The organism is Lutimonas vermicola (assembly GCF_038433205.1).
Classification (GTDB): domain Bacteria; phylum Bacteroidota; class Bacteroidia; order Flavobacteriales; family Flavobacteriaceae; genus Lutimonas; species Lutimonas vermicola.
In genome coordinates this window covers 178,919-203,704 of the sequence record NZ_JBCDNA010000002.1, presented here as the reverse complement: position 1 = coordinate 203,704, position 24,786 = coordinate 178,919, and the positions used below count along the sequence as shown (strand labels likewise).

19 protein-coding genes are annotated in these 24,786 nt (G+C 39.3%); 11 read left to right on the top strand and 8 right to left on the bottom strand.

Features of this window, described 5'->3' with window-relative positions; genetic code table 11:
• The first annotated feature begins 13 nt into the window (after positions 1-13).
• The 3 genes from AABB81_RS08290 (at position 14) to AABB81_RS08280 (ending at position 4,333) form a co-directional block, all read left to right on the top strand.
• Positions 14-832 (top strand): exonuclease domain-containing protein, encoded by an 819-nt coding sequence (locus tag AABB81_RS08290; RefSeq protein ID WP_342159877.1) that lies wholly within the window; start codon positions 14-16, stop codon positions 830-832.
• 3 nt (positions 833-835) lie between these two features.
• Positions 836-1,321: an ABC transporter ATPase gene (locus tag AABB81_RS08285; protein ID WP_342159876.1), complete on the top strand. Its 486-nt coding sequence runs from the start codon at positions 836-838 to the stop codon at positions 1,319-1,321.
• Between the two features lie 102 nt (positions 1,322-1,423).
• A complete protein-coding gene (locus AABB81_RS08280) occupies positions 1,424-4,333 on the top strand; it encodes a serine hydrolase domain-containing protein (RefSeq protein ID WP_342159875.1) in 2,910 nt (969 codons plus the stop codon).
• Between the two features lie 4 nt (positions 4,334-4,337).
• Here AABB81_RS08280 and AABB81_RS08275 read toward each other — a convergent pair whose 3' ends face one another.
• The 6 genes from AABB81_RS08275 to AABB81_RS08250 all read right to left on the bottom strand — a co-directional run bounded on the left by AABB81_RS08275 (position 4,338) and on the right by AABB81_RS08250 (position 10,052).
• The gene (locus tag AABB81_RS08275; protein WP_342159874.1) at positions 4,338-5,363 is read right to left on the bottom strand and encodes a lysophospholipid acyltransferase family protein; all 1,026 of its coding nucleotides are present in this window, start codon (positions 5,361-5,363) and stop codon (positions 4,338-4,340) included.
• Positions 5,360-6,271 carry a bile acid:sodium symporter family protein gene (locus AABB81_RS08270; protein ID WP_342159872.1) on the bottom strand — a complete coding sequence of 304 codons (912 nt, stop codon included), beginning with the start codon at positions 6,269-6,271 and terminating at the stop codon, positions 5,360-5,362. The genes AABB81_RS08275 and AABB81_RS08270 overlap by 4 nt, the downstream gene beginning before the upstream one ends.
• 16 nt (positions 6,272-6,287) lie before the next feature.
• Positions 6,288-6,914, bottom strand: coding sequence for a DUF4159 domain-containing protein (locus AABB81_RS08265; protein ID WP_342160765.1), 627 nt, complete (start codon positions 6,912-6,914; stop codon positions 6,288-6,290).
• A 58-nt stretch (positions 6,915-6,972) separates the two neighbouring features.
• Entirely contained in the window at positions 6,973-7,686 is a 714-nt protein-coding gene (locus AABB81_RS08260; protein WP_342159871.1) for a 16S rRNA (uracil(1498)-N(3))-methyltransferase, read from the bottom strand.
• 65 nt (positions 7,687-7,751) lie between these two features.
• Positions 7,752-8,873, bottom strand: a complete 1,122-nt coding sequence (locus tag AABB81_RS08255; protein ID WP_342159870.1) for a GNAT family N-acetyltransferase — start codon at positions 8,871-8,873, stop codon at positions 7,752-7,754.
• Between the two features lie 21 nt (positions 8,874-8,894).
• Entirely contained in the window at positions 8,895-10,052 is a 1,158-nt protein-coding gene (locus AABB81_RS08250; protein ID WP_342159868.1) for a transporter, read from the bottom strand.
• Between the two features lie 94 nt (positions 10,053-10,146).
• Here AABB81_RS08250 and AABB81_RS08245 point away from each other — a divergent pair, with 94 nt between their 5' ends.
• From AABB81_RS08245 to asnB, 7 genes are all read left to right on the top strand, one after another.
• Complete coding sequence (locus AABB81_RS08245) at positions 10,147-10,419, top strand: DUF4834 family protein (protein WP_342159867.1); 273 nt, start codon at positions 10,147-10,149, stop codon at positions 10,417-10,419.
• Positions 10,420-10,462: 43 nt separating this feature from the next.
• A complete protein-coding gene (locus AABB81_RS08240; RefSeq protein ID WP_342159866.1) occupies positions 10,463-12,898 on the top strand; it encodes a YfhO family protein in 2,436 nt (811 codons plus the stop codon).
• Positions 12,891-13,421 carry a class I SAM-dependent methyltransferase gene (locus AABB81_RS08235; protein ID WP_342159864.1) on the top strand — a complete coding sequence of 177 codons (531 nt, stop codon included), beginning with the start codon at positions 12,891-12,893 and terminating at the stop codon, positions 13,419-13,421. Before AABB81_RS08240 ends, AABB81_RS08235 begins: the two co-directional genes overlap by 8 nt.
• A gap of 12 nt (positions 13,422-13,433) precedes the next feature.
• The gene (locus AABB81_RS08230; RefSeq protein ID WP_342159862.1) at positions 13,434-14,636 is read left to right on the top strand and encodes a glycosyltransferase family 4 protein; all 1,203 of its coding nucleotides are present in this window, start codon (positions 13,434-13,436) and stop codon (positions 14,634-14,636) included.
• Complete coding sequence (locus AABB81_RS08225) at positions 14,633-15,904, top strand: glycosyltransferase (protein ID WP_342159861.1); 1,272 nt, start codon at positions 14,633-14,635, stop codon at positions 15,902-15,904. The genes AABB81_RS08230 and AABB81_RS08225 overlap by 4 nt, the downstream gene beginning before the upstream one ends.
• A 122-nt stretch (positions 15,905-16,026) precedes the next feature.
• A complete protein-coding gene (gene wecB / locus AABB81_RS08220) occupies positions 16,027-17,109 on the top strand; it encodes a non-hydrolyzing UDP-N-acetylglucosamine 2-epimerase (RefSeq protein WP_342159860.1) in 1,083 nt (360 codons plus the stop codon).
• 380 nt (positions 17,110-17,489) lie between these two features.
• The gene (asnB, locus tag AABB81_RS08215; protein ID WP_342159858.1) at positions 17,490-19,172 is read left to right on the top strand and encodes an asparagine synthase B; all 1,683 of its coding nucleotides are present in this window, start codon (positions 17,490-17,492) and stop codon (positions 19,170-19,172) included.
• Between the two features lie 8 nt (positions 19,173-19,180).
• Here asnB and AABB81_RS08210 read toward each other — a convergent pair whose 3' ends face one another.
• Positions 19,181-21,532: a TonB-dependent receptor gene (locus tag AABB81_RS08210; RefSeq protein ID WP_342159857.1), complete on the bottom strand. Its 2,352-nt coding sequence runs from the start codon at positions 21,530-21,532 to the stop codon at positions 19,181-19,183.
• 185 nt (positions 21,533-21,717) lie between these two features.
• Positions 21,718-23,505, bottom strand: a complete 1,788-nt coding sequence (locus tag AABB81_RS08205; protein WP_342159856.1) for a fasciclin domain-containing protein — start codon at positions 23,503-23,505, stop codon at positions 21,718-21,720.
• A 186-nt stretch (positions 23,506-23,691) separates the two neighbouring features.
• On the opposite strand from AABB81_RS08205, the gene AABB81_RS08200 reads away from it, so the two are divergent.
• Positions 23,692-24,591 carry a MerR family transcriptional regulator gene (locus AABB81_RS08200; RefSeq protein WP_342159854.1) on the top strand — a complete coding sequence of 300 codons (900 nt, stop codon included), beginning with the start codon at positions 23,692-23,694 and terminating at the stop codon, positions 24,589-24,591.
• Positions 24,592-24,786 lie beyond the last annotated feature (195 nt).

Sequence of the window (24,786 nt, the reverse complement as noted above, 5' to 3'; positions counted from 1 at the left end):
TCATTTCACTAAGATGAATATTAAACTTGAAAGACCGATCGTTTTCTTTGATCTGGAAACTACCGGAATTCAAATAGCAACAGATAGAATCGTAGAAATCTCTGTTCTTAAGGTCTACCCCAATGGAAATAAAGAAACATGGACAAGGCTGGTGAATCCCGAAATTGAAATTCCGAAAGAAGCGTCAGACATTCACGGCATAACGAATGAAAAGGTTGTGATGGAACCCAAGTTTTCAGAACTGGCCCACAAGGTGAGTACAATGATAGAAGGTTGTGATCTTGCCGGATTCAATTCAAACCGTTTTGATATTCCCTTACTCGCTGAAGAAATGCTTCGTTCCAAGGTAAATTTTGACATGGAAAACAGGAAAGCCATTGATGTCCAGGTTATTTTTCATAAAAAGGAACAGCGAAACCTTAGTGCAGGTTACGAGTTCTACTGTGGAAAGAACCTTGAAAATGCACACTCTGCAGAAGCTGATACCATAGCGACTTTTGAAATTCTGGAGGCACAGATAGAGAAATATGAGGATCTTCAAAACGACGTTTCGTTTTTAAGTGACTATTCTTCACATCAGAAACGGGCCGATTTTGCCGGCTTTATTTTAATGGATGCTGAAGACGAGGAAATCTTTTCATTTGGTAAATACAAAGGCAGGAAGGTAAGAGATGTTTTTAGAGAAAATCCGGGATATTACAACTGGATACAGAATGCTGACTTTCCTCTTTACACGAAAAAAATACTGACAAATGTCAAAGAGAATATGTCGGCCAAAAAACAGATCAGCACGCTGGAAGACCTGCAAAATAAATTTAATAATAAGATATAAAATATGTACGTAGATTTTGATACTTTGAAGGATAATTCAAGAGTTTGGGTTTATCAGTCTAATAGAGAATTCAGTGCTGATGAGATGAAAACTATATCGGTCACGATGAAAAATTTTATCAATGAATGGACAAGGCACGGGGATGACCTCAAGGGATCTTTCGATATTAAGTACAATCATTTTATCATATTGGCTGTCGATGAATCCTTTAATCAGGTTTCGGGCTGTTCCATTGATGCTTCAACCCATGTATTTAAGCATTTTGAAAAGGAATTTGAGCTTGAACTTTTGAATAAGTTAAATACAGCATTTAAGCATGGAGACCATATCAATGTAGTTTCTCTGGCTGAATTCCAGAACTACGTAAAAGAGAAAAAAATACATCCTGATACTTTGGTCTTCAACAATTTGGTGCAAAACAAGGCGGATCTAAAGGAGATGTGGGAAGTTCCGGCCAATAAGAGCTGGCACAGCCGGTATTTTAACTGATTTTTTTAATTTTACCGTATGAGGTGGTTACCTCATCTGCAGACGAGCACAGAACAACAGATTCCCTTGAACCATTTGTTTTATTACCTTAAATTCACTTTTATGAAGAAGATCGCAGTACTGATAGTCCTGCTTATGGCCTTTCAGGCCAGAGCCCAAAAAGACCCTTTACAAACAAAAGACAGTATAGCTCAAAACAAATGGGTTGACAGTATTATGGCGACCATGAATGTTGAGGAGAAAATAGGTCAGTTATTTATGGTCGCTGCCTATTCGAATAAGGATGAGGCACACGAAAAATTTATCAGCGACCTGATAGAAAAGCATCATATCGGAGCCTTAATATTTTTTCAGGACCAGGCGGTGAAACAGGTGGAACTGACCAACAGATATCAAAGTTTATCCAGAATTCCCCTACTGATTGGAATAGACGGAGAATGGGGATTGAGAATGCGGCTTCAAAATACGGTTGCATTTCCCTATAACATGGCACTGGGAGCAATTCGTAACGATAAGTTGCTCTATGAGATGGGCAAACAAATGGGTAAGCACATGAAAAGAGAGGGTGTGCATATCAATTTTGCCCCGGTAGTCGATGTGAATACCAACCCTTTAAACCCGGTTATTGGCAATCGCTCCTATGGCGAGGACAAGGACAATGTTACGAGAAAGGCCATCGCCTTTACCAAGGGAATCCAAAGTGAACAAATAATGGCTTGTGCCAAACACTTCCCCGGCCACGGAGATACGGCTCAGGATTCTCATAAAACACTTCCATCAGTGCTCCATGATACAACACGATTAAATTCAATCGAATTATACCCGTACACCAAGATTATAGAACAGGGAATAGGATCGGCTATGATCGGTCACCTCAGTGTTCCGGCTTTGGAACCCAATGTGAATCTGCCATCCTCTTTATCTTATAATATCGTTACAAAATTGCTCAAGGAGAAAATGGGTTTCAAGGGATTGATTGTTACCGATGCGTTAAACATGAAGGGATCCGCTGATTTTGCTTCCTCTGAAGAAATCAATTTACAAGCTATTCTCGCAGGAAACGATCTTCTTGATGTACCGCTCAACGTTGTCAAATCAATTCAGTTAATGAAAAAGGCCTATGCCAAGGGAACCCTCTCTGAGGATAGGTTAAACGAATCTGTTAGAAAGATTCTCAAAACGAAATATTGGGTCGGATTGCATAATTATGAGCCATTGAAAGTGGAAAACCTGATGAGTGACCTCCATACTGTAGAAGATGATCTTTTGAACCGCAGACTTGTTGAGAATTCGGTTACGGTGATCCAGAATAAAAATGACGTATTGCCTGTTAAAAACTTAGGGGAGAATAAGCTGGCTTATGTGAAATTGGGAAAACACAATAACAGCCCCTTTGTAAATCGCCTTAAAGATTATGCAAAAGTTGATGTGATTTCGGGTAAAAGTGCGGCTGAAATTTTAAATAAACTAAAGGGCTATACAACCGTAATCATTAGTTTTCACACAAGCCTGGGCGCCTATGCGAATTACAAGATCGATGATGATGAATTATTGATCCTTCAGGAAATAGCAAAAAATCACAAGGTAATCCTCGATGTATTTGCGAGCCCTTATAGTTTGCTAAAGATCAAATCTTATGAAAATATAGATGGTATTATTGTATCCTATCAGAATACCGGTCTCGCCCAGGATATATCAGCTCAAATGATTTTTGGAGCTCTCGACTTCAAAGGCGTTTTACCGGTGAATATCAAAGATGATTTCAAAGTAGGTTTTGGACTTCAGCTCGCCGGCCTCAATAGAATGGGCTATTCAATTCCGGAGGATGTGGGTTTGGACAGAAACAGGCTTCAAAGGATTGATTCAGTGGCTGAGGTGGTGATCGATTCAATGATGGCTCCCGGCATGCAGGTACTGGTGGCTCGACACGGCAAAATTGTCTACAGAAAGGCTTATGGGTTCCATACCTACGATAAAAAAAAAAAGGTAGACAATAACAGCATTTATGACCTGGCTTCTGTGACAAAGATTCTCGGAGGCCTTCCTATGATCATCAAAGCCGAAGAAGAAGGAAAATTTGACTTGGACGCCCCTCTCGGGGAACTCATGCCCGTGTTAAAAGACAGTAATAAGGACACGGTAACAGTAAGAGAAGCCCTTTCTCATTTTGCCAAACTAATGCCTTATATCCCCTATTATGAAACCATGGTTGAGGGCGAGGAGAACACACCTATGAAGAAGTATTTCAGTACCACGAATTCAGGTAAATACAGTATTAAGGTTGCCGAAAACCTTTATCTGAGAACTGATTATCGAGACACTATCTTTCAATTGATCGCAGATGCACCCCAAAGAGACGTGCTGGAATACAAATACAGCGGTTTGCCTTTTTATCTGTTTAAGGATTATATAGAGAAAACCTACAAGGAATCAATGGATGTTCTCAACCATAAATATTTTTATGGCCCCCTGGGGGCCGTTACATTAGTTTACAACCCATTGAATAAGTTTCCAAAATCAAGAATAGTTCCAACAGAAAAGGATGAATTTTTTCGACACCAGCTCTTACATGGAAATGTTCATGATGAAGGTGCAGCCATGATGGGCGGGGTGAGTGGAAATGCCGGTTTGTTCGGAACGTCGAATGACGTGGCAAAAATGATGCAGATGTTCCTGCAGAAGGGATATTACGGTGGTGAAAGTTATTTTAAACCTGAATCTTTTGATAAATTCAACCGCCGATATTTTGAAGACAAGGGGGTGAGAAGGGGACTGGCATTTGACAAGCCTCAGCTGGATGAATCAATGGCAACCTGCGGTTGTATCTCCTTTAAGAGCTTCGGCCATAGCGGATATACAGGCACCTATACTTTTGCAGATCCTGAAACAGAAATTGTTTATGTGTTTTTATCAAACAGGGTGTATCCAACCCGTGAAAACAATAAGCTGGGTGAGGCTGATATCAGAACTGTTGTTCAAATGCTTATTCAGGAAGCGATTATCAACGAATAAAGGCCTAACTTGATTTTACAAACAGGTATACGATCAGTAAGCTGGTTCCCAGATAGATCAAACCTGTAAGGCCTGTCGTGAAAGATGCAATAATACCAGCTTGAATAAGATAACAGATGGGCACCAGGGTAATCCCAATTGTAAAACGATGCGTAGCGATAAACTCTTCTTCAACAATTTTCGGGTACAAGTATTTCCATACTAAAATCGGAATAAAACTATTGACCTTTACAAATGGGCGCAAAAAATGAAACTGGTTGTCATCTTCCTTATGTGGCATGTTTTCATGGTCCAAATCAAGAAGTTTTTCATTGACATTATCGGGATTAAGAAATTCTTCTTCCTTGAAAGAAGCCGCTATTTTGTCGTGGTGTTCCAAATTTTCTATATGAGTAATGAGTTTTTTCAAGGCTTCGCTTACATCATTTTTTAAATCAGAAGAGGCGCCGTTTAATACCGACTCCCTGTGATGATCATTTACAGGTATGGGCTGTCCGTAAACAAGATGAACGCTGCTGGCGTATTTCTTGGCATTCGAATAATTAATGCCTATTGGTACGACGACGATCTCAAGATCAGGCTTGTTATGGAGTGCTCCAAAGATGATTCTGGTAAAGCCTTTGCTCAAAACCCTTAATCGTCTTTTGATATTGTGGTTGCCTTCCGGAAAGATCAATACGGTTCCATTTTTATCAAGGATCTTATAGCATTTCTGAAATACTTCTTCATTTTTGGAAAGGCTGTTCATTCCGTCCTTGATCCTGTAAATCGGAAGCATATTAACCGTAGATAACAATGCTCTGATCACAGGTTTATTAAAGACATCGGCTCTGGTTAAAAAATTTAATTCTCTCGGGGTAACTGCACCGATCAAAAGCGGATCTATAAGGGCATTCTGATGATTGGCTACAAAAAGAATTGCCTTGTCTTTAGGGATATTCTCTGTTCCTGAGATCAGTATTTTCTTGAAATAAAAAGAGAAACCCAGTCTCATATAAGATTTCACAAAAAGGTACCAAATCTTTTTCATGCCTTAACAGGTTTCGTTTTTTCAGACCAAAAATAAGCAATAAGCAAGCCGGATAAAATATCCCATATGGCCCAGAAAGCTACCAGTAAAGCCATTCCGCCAAGGCCGTCAAAAAAACTAAAAACCAATAGCAGGCCCAGTCCCGAATTCTGAATTCCAGTCTCAATACTGAGGGTCTTTTGATCGAGATAAGAGAGTTTATTGAGTTTTGCAAAGAAGAAACCTACCAGCAGAAGTAAGGAGTTATGGGCGATCACTATGGCGAAAACATAATGGATATGTGTCAAAAAAACATCAAGGTTATTATAAAAAGCAACTCCGATAAAAGACAGAAAGATCAATATTGAAACCGGTTTCAGAAACCTTGAGGTTTTAAAGGCAAATACGGGATGATAGTTATTGATCATCATACCAAGGATTAATGGAATACCCAGGATCAACAGAACGAATCTCGCTACCTCTAAAGGAGCTACTTCCACATTTTTTAGAATTTCGGAGGTCGGGGGGTAAAGACTACCCCAGATAGCGAAATTGAGCGGAGTCATCACAAGAGCTGCTAAAGAAGCAAAGGCAGTCAGGCTCACCGACAAAGCTGTATTTCCTCCAGCGAGTTTGGTCATGAAATTTGAAATATTCCCTCCCGGGCAAGCCGCCACCATAATCATTCCCAGGGCTACACTTGGATAGGGCTCAATGATGATAATCATCAAAAAAGTAACCAGTGGTATCAGGATAAATTGTGAAATAATCCCGACAATTACAGATTTGGGTGATTTGAGTAAATTTGTAAAATCCGACATTTTGATATCAAGAGCCACTCCAAACATGACCAATGACAAGGTAAGGTTTACCAACCAAAGGTTATCTGAATTAAAATTGATCTGTATACTGTCAATAGAATCGATCATAGGGGTTATTTGATGCTTAATTTTTAAAGGCGTAGGCCATGATATTTGCTCCCATTTGCAACGCCTTGGATCGAACCTCCGAAGGATTGTTATGTACTATTTCGTCTTCCCATCCATCACTCAAATCACTCTCATAATCATAAAAACAGATCAATCGGCCTTCATAAATGAGGCCAAAACCCTGGGCAGGCTTTCCTTCGTGTTCATGAATTTTTGGTAAGGTACTAAAATTATAGTTTTGATGGTATATTTCATGATCGAACGGAATTTCTTCGAATTCAAGTTCGGGAAATACTTTTTTCATTTCTTTCCGTATATAATCGTTTAATCCATAATTATCGGAAATGTGAATAAAACCACCTGAAACAAGATAATTTCTTAAATTCTTGGCAGCTTCTTCACTAAAGAAGATGTTCCCATGACCTGTTAAAAACACAATGGGAAAATTGAAGAGTTCCTGACTTTGAGGCTCAATATTTTTTGGCTTTTCACTGAGTTTTGTATTGATATTCGAATTGCAAAAACGGATCAGGTTTGGAACCGCAGTCGGGTTCGCATACCAGTCTCCCCCGCCTTCATATTTTAGGATAGCAACTTCCTGAGCTCTAATCTGTTGGCCTGAGATTAAACATATAAAGGCCATAAAAAGAGGTACAGCTAATAAATATGATGTACTATGTTTAACTTTCATGCGTGTCAAGTTATAAAATTTCATTGAGAAGTGCCACTGCGTTGCAGGCCACAATACCTGCTGTTTCAGATCGTAATCTGCTCTCGCCTAAAGTTACCGGCTTTATACCCATCTCGAGTGCCAGCCGGATTTCGCCGACCGAAAAATCACCTTCTGGACCAATAAGAATCATGATTTTTTGATGAAAGGGGAAGAATGATTTTAAATGATTCTTTGCGCCATCTTCACAATGAGCTATAAGGCCGAGATCCCAATGGCTTGTACTCAGGAATTCTTTAAAATTAACGGGCTTGTTCAACACGGGAAGGTTAAATTTCAAGGACTGTTTCATGGCCGAAAGTATCACTTTTTCCATGCGCTCTGTTTTGATTTGCCTTCTTTCAGAATGGTCGCAAAAAATCGGGGTGATTTCATCTACCCCTATTTCTGTCGCTTTTTCAAGAAACCATTCAAAACGATCATTCATTTTTGTGGGTGCAATGGCAATGTGTAAATGATAATTCCAGGTTTTGGGTTTGTGCTCCCAGGTACTGATTTGAGCAATACATTTTTTATCCATGGCCTGAACAATTTTTGCCTGGAACAATTTTCCTTTACCGTCAGTAATGGATAACTCGTCACCGCTGGTTTTTCTTAAAACCCTCACAATATGCCTGCTTTCTTCCTTATTAAAGGCAACTGTTTCTAATTTCTCGGTGATGTCAGGATTGTAAAAAAGTTGCATGATTGTTTGTGTAGCAGGTTAAATATAACTTATTCTCATCAGTATATTTCATTCAAAGATCCATATCAATTGATATCTTTTCTCATAGTGCACCTTCTTTTATGTACTTGAGGTTTAAAATTCTTCCAGATAAGTTGAATGTCTTTGTTTTCTTCCAATTCAGGCGTTATGATCATTTTTTCTACTCCTTTTTCTTTAAATGTTTTGAAAAACTCATCAAAAATAATGGCGGTTACACCCTTTCTCTGGTACTCAGGAAGAATGCCAATCAGAAAAAACACTGAAGCCTTAGAAGATTTTTTGGCTTTGAGCAAATGCATGAATCCCGTGGGAAACAATTTACCATTTGCTTTCTGCAGGGCTTCAGCATAAGACGGCATAGTGATCGAAAATGTAATGAGTCTATCGTCTTTGTCTATAATAAATTTGATGTATTCAGGATTGACAAAATTGATAAATTTCTTTTTGAGATAGGCAATTTGTTGGTCACTAACAGGAACAAAGGAAGATAATTTGGCATAGGAAGTATTAAAAAGGTCAAACATGTCTTCAGCATATGGCATCACTTCTTGAGTTGTCTTGAAATTAATGGCCTTAAGATTGTAACGGTCTTTGATTAGGCTGGCATATCTCTTATACTTTTCAATATCTACATTTTTTATATGAAAGTTGGATTCTATAAATTTCTGAGCAGGTTTTAGTCCCAGGCTTTTAAAATGTTCAGCATAATAGGGATGATTGTACCAGGTAATCATCGTACTTATCGAATCAAATCCTTCTGTTAGTACACCAACTTTGTCAAGATTTGAAAAGCCAAGTGGCCCTTCAATAAACTCCAGTTGATGCATCCTGCCAATTTCAATAACCTTATCCAGCAAAGCCCTGCTAACGTTCAGGTCATCAATAAAATCAATCCAGCCAAATCGCATTCTTCTAACTTTTTGAACATCGATTTCAACCTTGTTAATAATGGCAGCCACCCGGCCGACAATCATACCATTCCTGTAGGCAAGGAAGAACCTGGCATCCGCATGTTCGAATACTGGATTTTTAAGTTTGTCAAAACTTTCGACTTCTTCGCTAATAATAGGTGGTACCCAATATTTATTTCCCTTGTATAAAGTGAAGGGAAACTTTACAAACTGCTTAAGTTCTTTTTTTGTCGAAATCTCGAGGATTTTTATCATTCGACAAAATTAATCGTTTTCTTATTTTTTATTGGATTTTTTTTCAGCTTTTTCTTTTTTCTTGTTTTGCTTGACTTGCATCTTGTTTTGTTTCTTTCTGGCCTTCTGAGCTTTTTTATTAACAGGAGGCTCAAGACTTCTTGTTTTTACTTTTGAAGTTTTTACGTTACGTATTTTTCCTGTGCTGGATGATTTTTTACCGGAAAAAAGCCCGAATGTTATGGTATTCCAGAAACTTTTCTTTTCTTTTGGCATGATAGATGCATCATTGTTCTCGACTTCACCGACAATGATTTTGTCTTTGTGTTTGTCAAGGCGCCAGGAGATTCCACCACCTATTAAATAGGTATTGTCTCCTCTTTCATCGAAAATCATTCTAGCCGAAAGATCGGCCTGCATATTCGGATTGATCAAATAGGCGCCTCCTGCGCCAAATTGAAAATCATTAGGGACATTTTTTCTGAAAAAACCCTGATTCTCCCCAAAGATTGACCATTTTTCGTGCAAAGTGTAGGTTACAGTAGCGATATATGAGTTTTCGGCTTCGTTGGTAAAGACTTTATCGGCGATAAAATTAAAAAGAACGATCAATCGGTTCGACAGGTCGTTTTGTGTATAAATCCCAAACCTTGGGCTCATGCCCTCAGGATTTTTGTGAAGTTCAGTGAGTAAATTGGTGTTCAAGCCTGCATAAACTCCCACGGCAGGAATCAGCCTTTTTTTGTCAAAGCTATGCCTGGCCTTCCAACTCCTGATCTCCTTTGATTTATCGGCATACTCCGGTTTGTACACCATGTATTTGGCACCCACGGTAAGTTTACTGAAGCCGAATGAAGATTTGCTGTAAACAGCCGGTCTAGAAAAGTCCCGGTTTTCGTTCACAACCGCCATGTCAAGGCTAAACTCCAATGGTTCAAAAAACTGCCCGGTCCTCAACATAATGTCAGACCCGATACTGGCCCCGCTATAGGAAAAAGTTTGTTGAAGATTTGGGTCATAGTATAGATATCCGCCTACATCTTTGTAAAAAAGACCTGCTTCTACCTGATATACTTTAGTGCCCACGGCATAAGGGCTGTCTGAAAATCCCGGACGACGGGAATTGATTACCTCGGTATATTGAGCATAAGAAAATTCTGCCAATAGCAGGAGGAGAAGGGTTGTAAGGAAGGATTTCATGTTCAACTTATAATTTGATCAAATTAAGTTTTTCATTATATAAACGCTTAAGTTGCTCTCAAATTGTTATTTTTGAAAATTAAATTTTAAAATTATGCAGGAGGCTTCAATTCAGGGTTTGCGGTTCATTTTGATCCTTATTCTCGGGTATTATGCTTTCAAATGGTTGGCAAGGATTTTTCTTCCGTTTTTGATGCAAAAAGCAGTGAGAAACTTTGAGAAAAAGGCAAGGGAGCAACAGGGATATCAAGATCCGGCTGATCAGGTGAGAGAAGGTGAGACTGTGGTTGACAAAAAACCCGTCCAGAAAAATGAAATTAATAATAATGTTGGTGAATACATAGATTTTGAGGAAGTTGATGACTAAAGATCGCCCGGATCAAAAAAAAACTGAATATAACTTAAGGTCTATGAATATTAAGAAATTCCTGCCTGTACTGATCCCTTTACTAAGTTTTGTGATCATTTCGCTGGCGTATTTCTCACCGGTTTTGGAAGGAAAAGAATTGTTTCAGTCAGACATTGCTCAGTTTAGGGGAATGTCTAAAGAAGTAAAGGATTTCAGAGATCGGTTTGAGGAAGAACCTTATTGGACAAACAGGGCCTTTGGCGGTATGCCAACATACCAGTTAAGTACCTATTATCCAAATGATTATATTAAAAAATTAGATGGGTTTTTGAGATTCCTTCCCAGGCCTGCGGATTATCTTTTTTTATATTTTTTGGGCTTTTATCTGTTGTTGAGCATACTAAAGGTCGATTGGAAATTGGCTTTGATCGGAGCAGTGGGATTCGGATTTTCAACCTATTTGATCATTATTCTGGGGGTAGGGCACAATGCCAAAGCACACGCTATAGCCTATATGCCTTTTGTGCTGTCGGGCTTGTTACTGGTTTTTGATAAAAAATATTTGCTGGGTTTTGTGCTTACAGCCCTGGCCATGGCTCTTGAAATTAATGCGAGTCATCCTCAGATGACCTATTACCTGCTTTTTTTAGTTTTGATATTTGGAATTGTTTATCTGATTCAAGCTGTAAAAGACAGGGAAGTAAAGCTGTTTGCAAAGCACATTGGTTTGTTGTTGGTAGCCGTTGTCCTGGCAGTGGGGGTGAATGCCACCAGTTTGTTGGCTACGATGGAATATGCCGATCACAGTACCCGAAGTCAAAGTGAGCTGACCATCGATCCGGATGGGAGCCCTAAGGAAATATCTTCGGGCTTGTCGAAATCATATATAACCGAATACAGTTTTGGCCTGATGGAGACATTCGATTTGTTCATCCCCCGATTTATGGGAGGTTCAAATAATGAAAAACTTGATAAGGAAAGTTATACCTACAGGTTTCTGAAAGATAAAGCAGGTAGAAAGCAGGCGCTGGGTTTTGCACAAAATGCACCAATGTACTGGGGTGACCAACCAATAGTAGCTGCCCCTCCCTATATAGGTGCGGTCTTTATTTATTTGTTTGTATTGGCAGCTTTTTTAATCAAAGGCCCTTTGAAAAAATGGCTTGTTGCAGCAACCATTTTTTCAATTATACTGAGCTGGGGAAAGAATTTTGAACTTGTCACCAATTTCTTTATTGATTATGTGCCCTTGTACAATAAGTTCAGGGCTGTTTCATCCATACAGGTAATTGCAGAATTAGCCGTGCCGTTACTGGCCATTTTTGGGGTACATCATTTTCTCGGTAATACATACACCAAAGCTGAAAAGATGAAAGCGTTTAAAGCTTCAGGCATCTTGGTGCTGGGTCTTGCTCTTTTCTTTACAGCAGTGGGTGCCAGCCTTTTTTCTTTTGAGAGCTACCGTGACGGAAACTATGAACAAATGTTGGCTGGCTTGTCAGAAGTGCTTGTTGAGGACAGAAGAACCATTTTTTTTCAGGATAGTTTGCGCACCTTGGTATTTGTTGTGATAACAGCTTGTTTGTTATGGTTGTTTATGACCAATAAAATCAAGAGATATATTGTGATAATTGGCCTGTTTATACTCGTACTGTTCGATTTGGTGGGTGTCGATCTTCGTTATGTGAACCAGGATGATTTTATCAGTAAGGCAAAAATTGAAAAGCCTTTTGACCTTAGCCCTATGCAGGCTGAAATCCTTAAAGATAAAGAACACTTCAGGGTCATGAATTTTATGGTAAACCCCATGAATGACGGAAGCACCTCTTTTTATCATAATTCAATAGGAGGATATCATGCCGCGAAACCAAGGCGTTATCAGGAATTATTTGATTTCCAGATTGCAAGGAACAATATGGAGGTACTCAATATGCTCAATACAAAATATTTTATATTTCCGGGGGAGAACAATCTGGAAAACGTTCAGATAAATGAAGAAGCAAATGGAAATGCCTGGTTTGTGACCGAAATTGAATATGTGGATACGGCCAATGAAGAAATAAAGGCCCTTGATAGTTTAAAAACCAAATCAAAAGTAATCCTTGAGCGCAAATACGAAGAAGCAATAGGGGAAACAGTTTTCGAAAAAGACAGCACAGCGAGTATCAGTCTGACATCTTATAAGGCCAACGAATTGATTTATGCTGTTTCGGCTTCACGTGATCAGTTGGCTGTTTTTTCAGAAATATATTATGAAGATGGCTGGAATGCATATATTGATGGTAAGTTAGTGCCGCATATGCGAGCAAATTATGTTTTGAGGTCCTTGATGATTCCCAAAGGGGAGCACGAATTGGTTTTTAAATTTGAGCCAAGGGTCATCGAAACAGGAAATATGATTTCATTGATTTCTTATGGTCTTCTGATACTGATTCCATTAGGTTGGTTCTTAAGGGAAAGACAAAAAAAATCGTTCAAACCTGACGAAAATGAGTGATTTCAAATCCTATAAAACCGTTCCAAAAAAAAGATACAGACATACTGTTGAGTTTCTTCAGTCTGTACTTCCGGCTCCGGCAACCATACTTGATCTCGGGGTTAGAAATGAATTGAGCGAGATCCTGGAGAGTTATGGGTATACGGTTTATAATACTATGGGAGAAGATCTTGATTTGGAATTCGTGAATGTTAAAAAACATCAGGTTGACGCAGTAACGGCTTTTGAAATTTTTGAGCACCTTATAGCTCCATTTAATGTATTGCAAACAATAAAGGCTTCTAAACTGATTACCACAGTGCCATTAAAATTATGGTTTGCCAGTGCTTACAGAAGTAAAACTGATAAGTGGGACCGGCATTATCACGAGTTCGAAGACTGGCAGTTTGACTGGTTGCTGGAAAAGTCAGGATGGCATATTAGAAAATCTGAAAAATGGTCGAGTCCTGTGAATAAAATTGGTTTCAGGCCTATTCTAAGAAAATTTACGCCTAGATATTATGCGGTCTATGCCGAACGATAGATTCCTTATGACATGAGAATTGGAATGATTTTAGACAAGACCTTTCCACCTGATCCCCGGGTTGAGAATGAGGCTCTGGCTTTGATCAAAAGCGGGCACCGGGTTTTTCTTTTTTGCCTCACTTACGAAAAAAAATTTCAGGCTGAGCTCATACATGGAATTGAAGTCAAAAGATATCCCAGTAATACCCTGGAATATAAACTTTCGGCATTGTCCTACAGCATTCCGCTGTACAGGAATATGATGTCTCGAAAAATTGCCCATTTCTTAAAGGAGAATAAGATTCAGGTCATTCATGTGCATGATATGGTGATCGCAGATGCTGTGATGAAAGCCAATCAAGCCTTCAGGCTTCCCTGGATCCTGGACCTTCATGAGAACAGGCCGGAAATTATGCAGACCTATCCTCACCTGAATAAATTTCCTGGAAATCTTTTGATTTCACCCGCTTTATGGAAACACAAAGAAGGTGTTCTGGTTCAGCAGGCTGATCGGGTGATTGTTGTAACAAGAGAGGCAAAGGAAGAGTTAAAAGAAAGGACGGGCATAAAAGACGAAAAAATCGCTATTGTACCCAATACGGTAAGTGCATCCTTCTATACCAAATTTACAACTGACGCGTCTGTCATTGAAAAGTATAAGGATAAATTTGTAATCCTATATTTAGGTGATACGGGATTGCGACGTGGATTAATGTCGGTGATAGAGGCTTTCTCTATCATAGGAAATGATCGTTCTTTGCGAAAAAAATTTAAACTGGTGATTGTTGGTCAGAATTCATCTGATACAGTGCTTAAAAATAAGGTTCAGGAATTGGGCCTGGATGACCTGATTGATTTTGAAGGCTGGCAGGATATTGCTGTATTCCCCTCATATCTTCAGATAGCTAAAATAGGAATCTCTCCCTTGCATCGAAACCTTCACCATGATACCACCTATGCGAACAAGTTGTTTCAATATATGAGTTTTGCCGTGCCTCTGCTTGTTAGTGACGCGCGCTCTCAGAAAAACCTTGTTGAAGAAGTCAACAGCGGGCTTGTGCATAAGGAGAAAGATGCAGCTGACATTGCTGAAAAAATATTGTACCTCTATCGTCACCCGGGCCTTGCTTTGGAATTTGGATCAAGAGGAAAGCAATTTATTGAGGAGAAATTTTGTTGGGAAAAGGTCTCGGATAATTTGAAGGACCTATATTTGAAATTGGAAAAGCCTTGAGAGTTTTATTGATTACATATTACTGGCCTCCAGCAGGAGGCAGCGGCGTTCAGAGATGGCTTAAATTCGTAAAGTATTTACCGTCTTTTGGTGTGGAGCCATTGGTGTATACGGTTAAGAATCCATCGTATGCCGTGGAAGATCTCAGCTTAAGTCATGAAGTGCCAAAGGATCTTTGGGTGATCACTAAAAGCATTTGGGAGCCGAATACCCTTTTGGGCCGTTTAAAATTAAAAAAGACAAAACAAAGTGCAGGGTTTCTCGATCCCAATCCAACTTTTTTCGGCCGTCAAATGCTTTATATACGGGCCAATTACTTTATTCCTGATTCAAGAAAGTTCTGGATTAAACCCTCTGTTCGGAAACTGACTTCTTTTGTCAAAGAAAACAAGGTTGATGTGATTATCACGACCGGACCTCCTCACAGTTTGCATCTCATAGGTGCTGCCTTGAAAAACAAAACCGGGGTAAAGTGGGTTGCTGATTTTAGGGACCCCTGGACCAATATTGATTATTTTCATAATTTACCGCTCACAAATAAGGCCAGGAGAAAACATCATGATTTGGAAACCATGGTGCTGAACCAGGCTAATGCCGTAGTTGTGGTTGGAAAATTCATGAAGAAGGAATTTGATGACCGAAACGATAAAGTCGTAGTCATCAGTAACGGATTTGATGATGAGAACCTGCCAGGAGAAGTTATACTGGATACGAAATTCAGTATCTCCCATATTGGGATGATGAATGCCGATCGAAATCCTAAGATCCTTTGGAAGGCGCTGAAGGAACTTATGGAGGAATCTGAAGATTTTGCACAAGACCTGAGTGTTAAACTGATTGGGAAATGCGATCGGGAAGTATATCAAAGTATAGCCGATTTTAAATTACAGCATCATGTTTCATTTGTAGCCTATGTGCCCCACAAGGATGTGCTGAAATTTCAGCGATCATCCCAGCTGCTTTTACTCGCTGTAAACAGAGTCCCTTCGGCAAAATCAGTGGTCACGGGTAAAGTGTTTGAATATCTTCAAAGTAAGCGGCCAATAATAGGGATTGGGCCGGTTGATGGTGATCTGGCCGAAATCCTAAATGAAACCGGATCGGGTAAGATGATTGATTTTGATGATCTCACCTCATTAAAGGGCTTATTGAGAAAACAATATGCTTTGTATAAGGCCGGAGGCTTAAATAGCCAGGCTCAGCATATCGACCAATACCACAGGAAAAACCTGACGAAGGATTTGGCCACGCTTTTAAAGAGTTTGTAATTATAGGTCAACGAAGCCGGGTTAAATTGATATGACCGGGTAGGGGCCAACCGTGATTAAGTGAGTTATATATGATGCAGAAAGAGCAATAGAATTATATTTGTTCATTAATAAAATAACAATTGAAAAAAGTAGTAAGCATTTTAGGAGCGCGGCCTCAGTTTATAAAAGCTGCTGTATTGAGCAGGATCATTCGTGATCAAAAGCAGTTCACAGAGGTGATTGTGCATACGGGTCAGCATTTTGACAAGAACATGAGTGATGTTTTCTTTCAGGAAATGGAAATCCCCAAACCAAAGTATAATTTGAACATCAATGGGGTGGGCCACGGAGCCATGACCGGCAGGATGCTTGAGGAAATAGAGAAGGTCCTGTTGCTGGAAAAACCTGCTCTGGTCATTGTTTATGGTGATACAAATTCAACATTGGCAGGAGCACTGGCCGCTAAAAAACTGGGAATTAAAGTGGTTCATGTTGAGGCGGGTTTAAGGTCTTTTAATATGGCTATGCCCGAGGAGGTTAATAGAATACTTACCGACAGGATTTCGGATTTGTTGCTATGCCCTACAAATACGGCGCTGTCAAATTTAAAAAACGAAGGCTTTGACCACTTTGGTTCAAAAGTGGTCCTGAGTGGTGATATCATGAAAGATTCCGTCGCTTATTACAGCAAGCTGTCAGATGAGAAATCCGGTATCGTTCGGAGCTTAAATTTAGAGCATAATGGTTTTGTGCTTGCAACAATCCACCGGCAGGAAAATACAGAAGACCTGAAGACTTTGAAAGCCATCCTCGAAGGACTTAATTCAATTTCGGCAGACACTCTTGTAGTGATGCCTTTGCACCCGAGAACAAAGGTTATGATGAAGAAGTTCAATATAGAATTTGAAGGGTTATTGATAGAACCTGTTGGCTATTTTGATATGTTGCAGCTTCTCAAACATTGTAAACTGGTCATTACAGATAGTGGCGGGCTTCAGAAAGAGGCCTATTTTAATCAAAAACCTTGTATCATTGCCAGGAAACAAACCGAATGGGTTGAATTGTTAGAGGGCGGATTTGCTTTGATAGTTGGCAGTGATCCGGTTAAAATAAAGGATGCATATACCTATTACCAGGAGAATACTCCCGATTATAAGCTTGAACTTTATGGCAATGAAGTTGGGTTAAACATGTACAGGGAAATCTTAAACTTCCTGGCATAAAAAAGTGAAGGAAATTTATCCTGTTGTTTTTCAATCGTGGTGTAATTCGAGAGTTCATCCATTTTTATACCATCTACTATTCGCTTCAAAGTTACCTGGTATGATTTCGCCAATAGGTCCTTGAATTGAAGCGCCGGCTATTTCTGTGATTCCGGCTTTTTGCTATTGACTTGAATCCTGCCGTGTTTATCGATTTGTGGCTTGCCTTCGGGAAATTTCAATGTGTTAAGCCTGGAAATAAAAACAGCATAAAAGACTTACATATTATAATCAATAAGTAAATATAAGTTATAATATATAACCATATATTGAATATACGTTTACGTATTGAAATATAAATATCATATTTGCAGCCTAATAAAAATTAAAATAGAATAAACATGTGTGGAATTGTATGTGCATTTGATTTGAAAGAAAAAGCTGAGGTGTTAAGGCCTCAATTGTTAGAGATGTCAAAAAAAATCCGTCACCGCGGGCCTGACTGGAGTGGAATATATAGCAATGAGAAGGCGATTCTCGCACATGAGCGTTTGGCTATCGTTGATCCTGCTTCGGGGAAACAACCTCTTTTCAGCGAAGATAAAAAACTGATTTTGGCTGCTAATGGAGAAATTTACAACCACCAGGACTTACGCAAACAATTCGAAGGAACTTATAATTTTCAAACTGATTCAGATTGCGAGGTAATTCTGGCTTTATACCAGAAAAAGGGTGTAGATTTTATTGATGAGATGAACGGTATTTTCGGATTTGCTATTTATGATGCAGAGAAGGACGAGTATTTTGTTGCGAGAGATCATATGGGTATCATTCCATTATATATTGGTTGGGATGCTAACGGAACTTTTTATGTGGCCTCTGAGCTAAAAGCACTTGAGGGAGTTTGTACAAAAATAGAATTATTTCCTCCCGGACATTACCTGTCAAGCAAGGATGGGGAACTAAGCAGGTGGTATAAAAGGGATTGGACAGAATTTGACGCGGTAAAGGAAAATCAGACAAGCATAGATGAACTCCATGATGCACTTGAGGCGGCTGTTCACAGGCAACTGATGAGTGACGTGCCCTATGGTGTGCTGTTATCGGGAGGCTTAGATTCTTCTGTGACCTCGGCTTTGGCAAAAAAATATGCTGAAAAGAGAGTTGAATCCGGTGATACACAGGAAGCCTGGTGGCCCCGTTTACATTCATTTTCAGTAGGGTTGGAAGGATCACCCGACCTTGCCGCCGCTCAAAAAGTGGCTGACCACATAGGTACAGTTCATCATGAAATCAAATTTACGATTCAGGAAGGTCTTGACGCCATAAAGGATGTTGTTTACAACCTCGAAACCTATGATATTACTACCATAAGAGCCTCCACACCAATGTACCTGATGGCAAGGGTGATCAAATCCATGGGTGTTAAAATGGTGCTTTCGGGAGAGGGGGCAGATGAATTGTTTGGAGGTTATTTATATTTTCACAAAGCACCCAGTGCTGAGGAGTTTCATAAAGAAACAGTGAGAAAACTTGAAAAACTCCATATGTATGATTGCCTGAGAGCCAACAAGTCATTGGCAGCATGGGGAATTGAAGGAAGGGTTCCGTTTCTCGACAAAGAGTTTATGGATGTAGCCATGCGAATTAACCCACAAGATAAAATGATCAACGGTGAACGAATGGAAAAATGGGTCATAAGAAAGGCTTTTGAAAAATACCTGCCAGAAAGTGTGGCATGGAGGCAGAAGGAACAATTTTCTGACGGGGTAGGCTATAGCTGGATCGATACCTTGAAGGAAGTAGTTGAACAGGAAGTTACTGATGAACAACTCGCAAATGCCAAGTATAAATTCCCAATTCAAACACCAACATCCAAGGAAGAATTTTATTACAGAAGTATTTTTGCAGAACATTTCCCTTCTGATACGGCAGCTCTTTGTGTGCCTCAGGAAGCCTCAGTTGCCTGTAGTACAAAAATTGCGCTGGAATGGGATGAAAGCTTCAAGAATATGAATGACCCGTCAGGAAGGGCGGTTGCCAATGTCCATGAAGAGGCCTACAAAAAAAAGGTTGAAGCTTAGTAATAGTTTTAAAACTCAATCATAAGTCCTATTGAAGGAAGAATTGTGCCCGACGTATTTTCGACCTCTTTGGTAAGGTAACTGTCAGGCTGATTCGGATCTTCAATAGGATTTCCACTATCATCCCTTACTACATCCAAAAAGGGCTGGGTTTCAGTCTTAAAACCATAGAGGTTTTGAATATCAAGATAGGCGTTTAGCGCCCATTTTTCAAAAAACCAGCGCTTATCAACACGAAAATCAAGCCCATGGGAATTACCGTTTCGCACAGTATTTAGCTGATCCCAGTCATTGATTCCCCTTTGGGTCACATCCCAATTTTCTTTTTTAGAAGACTGTTCGATATCGTAAGGCGTATAAGGTGATCCGCCCAGAAACCTGAATTTTGCACCGATTTCCCAGTTTTTCCTTAATTTTTTACCTGCTGTAATATTCAGGATATGTCGGTTGTCCCAGGAAGAGGCCACATAATCACCATTTTTATCTTCAAATTCACTTCTTACAAAGGTGTAAGAAATCAAACCATATACCGTAGAACTCAATTTTTGCTGGAGAAAAAATTCAAGCCCATAACTCCTGCCTTTGGAATTAGAAACTGCAGGTTCGTTTCCAATGACTCCAAAATCTCCTCCCAGATTCGCCAAAGAGATGCTATCATTGGTTAAAAAAGGATAATTATCATATTTTTTATAGAAGGCTTCCACCGAAATCTTCGAATATCTTGTAGGGTTGTACTGAACGCCTCCAACGATGTGGTCACTTTGAATATAGGTAATGCCATTTTCTCTGTTAACAAGGTTTTCGTCATTGTCTCTGTAGCCCATAACCGTATAAGCGGGAAGTTGATAGTAACGTCCCAGGTTAAAACTGGCAGAAAACTTTTCAGTAAATTGATAAGATGCTGAAAAACGCGGAGACAATTGGTCCAGTAAGTTTGACATCTCATCTGAATAACTGTTGGCATCAGTTCTTATACCTAAAGAAAGTGATAAGCGCTCATTTAAGACAGATTTACTCAATTGTGTAAAAAGCGAATACTTTTGCATGGTAAATTCGGAGTCAAAATCAATGATCGTTACTTCATCATTTACAACCCTTTTATTAAAGGTTGAATTTGTATATTTTACATGTTCAAAACCTGCTCCAATATTCCAGTTCCATCCGTTTATTCTTTTTGTACTTTCAACACGTAATTTGTTTTCGATTTCTTCTGAATTGTAGTCATAAAGTAATGCATCCGGGTCTTCGATATTATCTTTATATTTTATAGCACTATTGTTCAGGTGATTACGACTTAAAATTACATTTTGATAACTATTTTTTGAGAAATGTTTCCAATTGGCCCCAATCGTATAATTCCATTGGTCGTTTACGGGTAAGTTACCCAGGATATAATTGTTCCGGTCTATGGTTTCCTGATCGGTCTCTCCGTCATTCACATCTGTATTAAGCTCAAAATTATCAATGGCACCAAGGCCAACAATGGTGAGCTGATCCTTGTCGCCGAACTCAAAAAAATGTTTGTATTGAAAGTCGTTATACGTGGGTAAGAAGGGAAGTTTTAAAGCCTGAAACAGGAATTGCAAATAAGACCTTCTGGCTGAAAGAATAAATGAAGAATTCTTGCCGGTAGGTCCGTTTAAGGTAAGTCCAATATCGCTGGAGCCCACCATAAAGCTACCTCCTAATTTTTCCCTGTTTCCTGTAATCTGTTGAAACTCCATTACAGAACTCATGGTATTACCCCGATTTGCAGGGAATGCACCTGAGTAAAAATCTACGTCACGGATAAAATTCACATTGATCATTCCTACCGGACCTCCGGATGATCCCTGGGTGGCAAAGTGATTGATATTTGGTATTTCGATACCGTCGAGATAAAACCTGTTTTCGTTGGGTGCACCACCTCTAACAATAATGTCATTTCTAAAGGAAACGGTTGTTGCAACCCCTGGAAGTATCTGTACGACTCTTGAAATATCCCTGTTGGCCCCCGGATTTCTGTAAATTTCGGTTGCTCCAATGGTTTGCTTACTCAAAGGGCTTTCTTCTGATTTTTCAATTCGGTTGGTTTGCAGGACTACCTGGTCTAAAAGTGCGCTTTCTTCTGTTAAGGCAATATTGATGTCGGTAACAGCTGCCGAACCTACTGTTATCTCATAGAGATAAGTGGTTTTAAAACCAACAAAGCTGCAGGTGAGGTTGTATATACCCGGTGTCAGGTTGCTGATCTCATAGCGCCCTTCTTCATCTGACGTTGTCCCAATGAGCGTGCTATCCAGTACGATATTTGCGAAAGGTATACTTTCATTATTGATCTCATTGTATACACGGCCTTTAATAGAGCCGGTTTGTGCCATTAGATTAGTAACTGTAATTAGAGCTATGACAAGTAGTAGGTTTATTTTGGAAAACACTGTGATAAGTTTAATTAAAGATAAAAAAGAAATAGTAATTTAGCAGGCTTATTTAAAGAAGAATGGACCGACGATTACAATAACCATCGATCCACCCATCCAAAATAAATCAAACTATCAAGAAAGAATTATAACTCGGGGAGTAATACTTTGTCAACAACATGGATGACACCATTGCTACCATGAACATTCACTTCAATAACATTGGCACTGTCATCAGTTTTGTCTTCCAAAACGATGGCTTCACCTGATATGCTTGAAACTTTTAATGTTTGTCCATTCAGCATGATTACTTCTTGTCCCTGAACAAGGTTGTAACTGAATACTCTTGCTCCTGCAGCATGATAAGTTAAGATCGTGCTAATTTGTTCTTGCGTTAAACCTGCACCATTATTAACTTCAGCAAAGGCTGCATCTGTTGGAGCAAATACAGTAATATTGTCTGCGTCAATGATGTCTTGAGTGATATCTGCATATTCGTCAGAAGCTAATAAACTTGTAAGTACTGTGAATTCAGAAGCTTCTCCCATATCAGCCATGGCTAAGGCAATTTCAACTATATTTAGTGCTGGTGGAACCAGAGTTCTATTGATCACGTGGATCACACCATTACTTTTCTCTATGTCTACAGTCGTGATTTCAGTTAAACCATTAACTAAAACCCTACCTTGATTTAAATATCCTAGATATATATTACCTCCATTTAAGGTCTCTGCAATTCCACTGGCAGGAAGATCGCCTGATTTAACAACACCTCCTAATACATGGTACAATAATATAGGGCTCAATTGCTCAGCAGTGAAGTCATCTAAATTAGTAATACCAGCGGCAACAAATCCTGCGTTATCCGGAGCGAAAACTGTAAGAGCAGGGGCAGTAGCAACTGTTTCTAAAAGATCTGCTTTTCTCAAAGCTCCTGCAAGAATTGTAAAGTCTTTTTCAAAAAGAACGACTTCAGCAATTGTTCCTACTGAATAAGCAACATAACTGGGTAATAAAACAGCGTCTACAACATGTGCCACACCATTTACCGCTTTAAGATCTGCTGCGGTTACGTTTGCGTTGTTAATTTTTACACCATCTGTAAGGTCAACGATTACTGATTCTCCCGGAAGAATGGTTTCAACGTCTCCGTTGGCCAACTGGTCAGAAGTAACTGATGCACCTAATATATGATAAGAAACAATTTCATTCAAAAGAGCCTCAGGAATATCATCGATACTTTCTTTGTCTAAAGCAGCTAAGACAGCTTCAAAAGCCGCATCTGTTGGTGCGAATACTGTAAGGTCGGCAGTTGGGTCCATGGCGGCAGCTAATAAGCCGGATAATCCTGGTTTTGTCAAAGCACTTAGTAAAATAGTGTGATCAGGGCTTCCTCCAACGATCTGAGCCAATGTCATCGCATAAAAATCTTCTGGCATAAGAACTTCATCAATAACATGGATGACACCATTTGATGCTCCTATATCAGCTGCTGTCACATTTGAAGTTTCATTTAAGGTTACCATACCTCCTGAAACGTCAACAGCAACGGTTTGTCCCGATAATAAGGTCTGAACAGGGCCTGTAGAAAGATTTCCAGACTTTACTTCACCTCCCACTACATGGTATTGAAGCAGAGAGGTTAACAAGGCAGGGTTGCCAAGAATAGTGTTCAGCGTCTCTTCAGGAATAGCCTGGAACGCCGCGTTAGTCGGAGCGAAAACTGTAAAAGGTCCGTCACTTGAAAGAACTCCTACCAGGTCAGCCGCTACAATAGCGTCTACTAAAATGCTTAGTTCCGGAGAACTCTGTGCAACCTGAACAATGTTTTTGCTCGAGTTGCCGTTATCATCATCATCGTCGCTACAACTTGTTATTAGCAACGGAATGGCCATTATTAAAACGGCCCACGTAAGTTTTTTTAAATAATTCATTTGGATAAAATTTTTGGTTGTTTAATAATTTAATTAAAATAGTTCGACAAATATAAATAAAAAAATAATTACTGTCCAAGAAAAAAGTAAAAAAAATGAACAAAAAAAATAATTTTCCTGATTTTACTTGCTTTGTAAGGTATAAAGTTTCTATATTTGTCCATCTTTTAATTAAAAAAACTAAACATGGTAACATATTCGGTAGCTCAAGTAGAAGCTCTTACAGGAATTAAGGCGCATACGCTGAGGATTTGGGAGCGTAGGTATGATTTTTTGAATCCAATGCGGACCCCTACCAATATTAGGTATTATTCTGACGAGCAGTTGAAGATGCTTCTGAATTTTGGAATACTCGTTCGAAACGGATACAGGGTATCCAAATTGAATAAGATGACCCCTGAAGAGATTTACGAGGAGGTCGCCAAAGTATTGGCCGATCCTGAATCAGAGTCAAGCGATGATATGAAAGGACTTACGCTGAGTATGCTGGAAATGAACGAGGAGGATTTTGACAATATATTTGAAAGGCAGGTTATTAAAAAAGGGTTTTTGAGAACGATAACAGAATCGATCTATCCTTTTCTGCAGTATGTAGGTGTTCTATGGACCACCAACAAGGCAATGATAGCTCAGGAACATTATATGTCAAATCTTATTCGACAAAAGATTATTGCCGCCATAGAGCGTTTGTCTATTCCGCCAAAGGGGGCTCCGTCAATCGTTCTGTTTCTTTTAGAAGGCGAAGAGCACGAGATTGGATTGCTGCTTGCGAGTTTTATAGCAAAGGAAATGGGGTGGAATGTTTATTATTTAGGTCAGGGAGTACCAATTGCAAATATCAAAAAGGTTATTGAAATCGCTGAACCGAATCTTTTGATGACCATGTTCGTTACCCCTAAAATCAATAAGGTTAATGGTTATATTGAGTCTATTGTCGAAGGAAATAGCGTCCCTTTCGTGATTTCCGGGAGTATGGAAAATCTTGATGCAGTAGCAGACGGCGAGCAGCTTCTTAAGGTGTCGTCTCCCTTTGATTTTCAGGCGCATTTGGAACGCATTCAGAAGGAAGCAGTGTCTGGATCTTGATCGGTTTAACGGGGTTTAATCCGCAGGCCTATTCTTTTTTATTAATTTCTCGTATTTTTTTTTTAGATTTAAAATCTTTTTTTATTCCTTATAAGTTAGTGTGGGGATGTGGATTGCTTGTTTTTTTATCAGGCTCTGGAGCGGATGTTGGAAGTTGAGCTAATATTATATAATTCCTTTGTTTAGTTAAATTAA

What these genes read in the sequence shown, in the direction of transcription:
- AABB81_RS08290 (WP_342159877.1), top strand. Translation starts at nt 14, where the DNA reads ATGAATATTAAACTTGAAAGACCGATCGTTTTCTTTGATCTGGAAACT.
- AABB81_RS08285 (WP_342159876.1), top strand. Translation starts at nt 836, where the DNA reads ATGTACGTAGATTTTGATACTTTGAAGGATAATTCAAGAGTTTGGGTT.
- AABB81_RS08280 (WP_342159875.1), top strand. Translation starts at nt 1,424, where the DNA reads ATGAAGAAGATCGCAGTACTGATAGTCCTGCTTATGGCCTTTCAGGCC.
- AABB81_RS08275 (WP_342159874.1), bottom strand. Translation starts at nt 5,363, where the DNA reads ATGAAAAAGATTTGGTACCTTTTTGTGAAATCTTATATGAGACTGGGT.
- AABB81_RS08270 (WP_342159872.1), bottom strand. Translation starts at nt 6,271, where the DNA reads ATGATCGATTCTATTGACAGTATACAGATCAATTTTAATTCAGATAAC.
- AABB81_RS08265 (WP_342160765.1), bottom strand. Translation starts at nt 6,914, where the DNA reads ATGGCCTTTATATGTTTAATCTCAGGCCAACAGATTAGAGCTCAGGAA.
- AABB81_RS08260 (WP_342159871.1), bottom strand. Translation starts at nt 7,686, where the DNA reads ATGCAACTTTTTTACAATCCTGACATCACCGAGAAATTAGAAACAGTT.
- AABB81_RS08255 (WP_342159870.1), bottom strand. Translation starts at nt 8,873, where the DNA reads ATGATAAAAATCCTCGAGATTTCGACAAAAAAAGAACTTAAGCAGTTT.
- AABB81_RS08250 (WP_342159868.1), bottom strand. Translation starts at nt 10,052, where the DNA reads ATGAAATCCTTCCTTACAACCCTTCTCCTCCTGCTATTGGCAGAATTT.
- AABB81_RS08245 (WP_342159867.1), top strand. Translation starts at nt 10,147, where the DNA reads ATGCAGGAGGCTTCAATTCAGGGTTTGCGGTTCATTTTGATCCTTATT.
- AABB81_RS08240 (WP_342159866.1), top strand. Translation starts at nt 10,463, where the DNA reads ATGAATATTAAGAAATTCCTGCCTGTACTGATCCCTTTACTAAGTTTT.
- AABB81_RS08235 (WP_342159864.1), top strand. Translation starts at nt 12,891, where the DNA reads ATGAGTGATTTCAAATCCTATAAAACCGTTCCAAAAAAAAGATACAGA.
- AABB81_RS08230 (WP_342159862.1), top strand. Translation starts at nt 13,434, where the DNA reads ATGAGAATTGGAATGATTTTAGACAAGACCTTTCCACCTGATCCCCGG.
- asnB (WP_342159858.1), top strand. Translation starts at nt 17,490, where the DNA reads ATGTGTGGAATTGTATGTGCATTTGATTTGAAAGAAAAAGCTGAGGTG.
- AABB81_RS08210 (WP_342159857.1), bottom strand. Translation starts at nt 21,532, where the DNA reads ATGGCACAAACCGGCTCTATTAAAGGCCGTGTATACAATGAGATCAAT.
- AABB81_RS08205 (WP_342159856.1), bottom strand. Translation starts at nt 23,505, where the DNA reads ATGAATTATTTAAAAAAACTTACGTGGGCCGTTTTAATAATGGCCATT.
- AABB81_RS08200 (WP_342159854.1), top strand. Translation starts at nt 23,692, where the DNA reads ATGGTAACATATTCGGTAGCTCAAGTAGAAGCTCTTACAGGAATTAAG.